Below are 2226 nucleotides of genomic sequence, written 5' to 3'. Positions count from 1 at the left end.
TCCTGGTGCGTAGGACATCTGGTGGGATTATGCGATGCATCGGAATACGATGAAAAATATAAAAAATGGAGATATGAAGATCTGCCGATTGTGCCGGAATGTTGGAAACACAAGATTTTGGAGGGTACAAAGAAGCAGTTTGGAATCTTAAAGAAACTGATGAGAGATTCCGAAGTGAATGAAGTAATCTGTGCAACTGATGCAGGACGTGAAGGTGAGTTAATCTTTCGTTTGGTGTATGAGCAGGCAGGATGCAAAAAGCCGATGAAGCGGCTCTGGATTTCTTCCATGGAAGAACAGGCAATTAAAGATGGATTTGCGTCATTAAAAGACGGTTCGTGTTATGACAGTCTCTATCAGTCAGCACTTTGCAGGGCAAAGGCAGACTGGCTGGTGGGAATCAATGCGAGCCGTCTTTTTTCCGTTCTGTATAACCAGAATCTGAAAGTCGGAAGAGTGCAGACACCAACACTTGCCATGATCGTGGATCGAAATCAGAAGATCAAGGAATTTACCAAAGAAAAATATTATATGGCTCATATCAAGTTTGATGATATGGATGCGGTTACAGAGCATTTTCAGAAAAAAGAGGATGCAGATAAAGTGGCTGCGGACTGCCTGGAGCGGATGTGCGAAGTGGAAAAGGATGATGTGAAAGAGAAGACGGTACGCCCTCCAAAACTCTATGATCTGACCACTCTTCAGAGGGAAGCAAACAGAATGTTTGGCTATACCGCACAGCAGACATTGGATGCCGTGCAGGAGATGTATGAGCAGAAGCTTGTCACTTATCCGAGAACAGACAGCCAGTATCTGACAGATGAGATGGAAGAAAGCACAGAAACTCTGATTCAGATGTTACTTGGGAAAATGCCTTATGTTGAAGGTCTGGAATATCAGCCAGACGTGAGTAAGGTATTAAATTCAAAGAAAGTATCTGATCACCATGCGATTATCCCGACTATGGAAGTAGCCAAAGCAGATATTGGTGAACTGAAAGAACGAAACCGTAAGATTTTGTATCTGATCAGTGCCAGGGTACTGACGGCAACCGCAGATCCTTATATTTATGAGAGCCATAAATGTCAGATTACCTGTAATTATCATACGTTTTATCTCACGGCAAAGAAAACAAAGCAGGAAGGATTCAAGGCGATCGAAAATAAATGGAAACAGTTCTTTGGCGTAAAGATTGAGAAAGAAGAGCCGGAGCTGGATATCTGGGCAGGCAAGCATTACGGTCCTTGTGATTCTTTTGTATCGGAGCATTTTACACAGCCACCGAAACAATACACAGAAGATACCCTGCTTTCTGCAATGGAACGTGCAGGGAATGAAGAACTGACCGGAGATACAGAAAAGAAAGGACTTGGCACACCGGCAACAAGGGCAGCAATCATTGAAAAACTGATTCAGTCTGGTTTTGTGAAAAGGGAAAAGAAAAATTTGGTACCGACAGATGATGGCAATGTACTGATTACGGTTCTGCCGGATGAGATTAAATCTCCGAAGATGACAGCAGAGTGGGAAATGGCATTGAATCACATTGCCCAGAATACAGAGACCGCAGATGAATTTCTAAATGGGATTACAGAGCTGATGCAGGAACTGGTTGCCAGATATCAGGGTATTTCAGAAGAAAAGAAAGGGCAGTTTCAGGGAAAAGCAAAAGGAGAAGTCATTGGCAAATGTCCCCGCTGTGGAGCAGATGTCAGGGAAGGAAAAGTAAACTTTTACTGTTCTGACCGGAACTGTGCTTTTACCTTGTGGAAGAATGATAAATTCCTTGCAAGCCAGGGGAAAAAGATGGATAAGGCGGCAGCAAAGAAGTTCCTGGCTAAAGGAAAAATCCATTATAAGGATCTGGTATCCAAAAAAACAGGGCGACAGTATGAAGCAACTGTGGAAATGGTTGATCCCGGCGAGGGGAATGTGCAGTTCAATCTGATTTTCCCACAACGATAAGTAGTGTATTGCAGGCAGTCTAAGGACTGTCTGTTTTCATACAAATATTATGAAAGAGAGGACCTTAGCATGAAGAAAAAAGGTAATTTTAGGAAAGTAGTATCTGGATTGCTGGCAGGCATGACAATGCTTAGTACAGTGTTATCTCCGATGACTGCATATGCAGCGGAGATTCAGCCAGAGAAAAAACCTCCACTTTATGAGGAAGTGAAAGACCTTCTGGATGAAGATGAGGTGGTGACTGCCAAAGATTATGAAATC

General features: G+C 43.0%; 2 protein-coding genes. Both read left to right on the top strand.

What is annotated here, in order from left to right; genetic code table 11:
• A partial coding sequence (locus WMO75_RS19330; protein ID WP_349078809.1) for a DNA topoisomerase occupies positions 1 to 1965 on the top strand: 1965 nt, incomplete at its 5' end.
• Between the two features lie 69 nt (positions 1966 to 2034).
• Positions 2035 to 2226, top strand: a 192-nt coding sequence (locus tag WMO75_RS19325) for a hypothetical protein (RefSeq protein WP_349078807.1), incomplete at its 3' end; no start/stop codon positions are given.

The sequence above is a fragment of the Blautia intestinihominis genome (assembly GCF_040096655.1).
GTDB lineage: Bacteria > Bacillota > Clostridia > Lachnospirales > Lachnospiraceae > Blautia_A > Blautia_A intestinihominis.
This window is presented reverse-complemented; position numbering and strand designations above follow the sequence as displayed.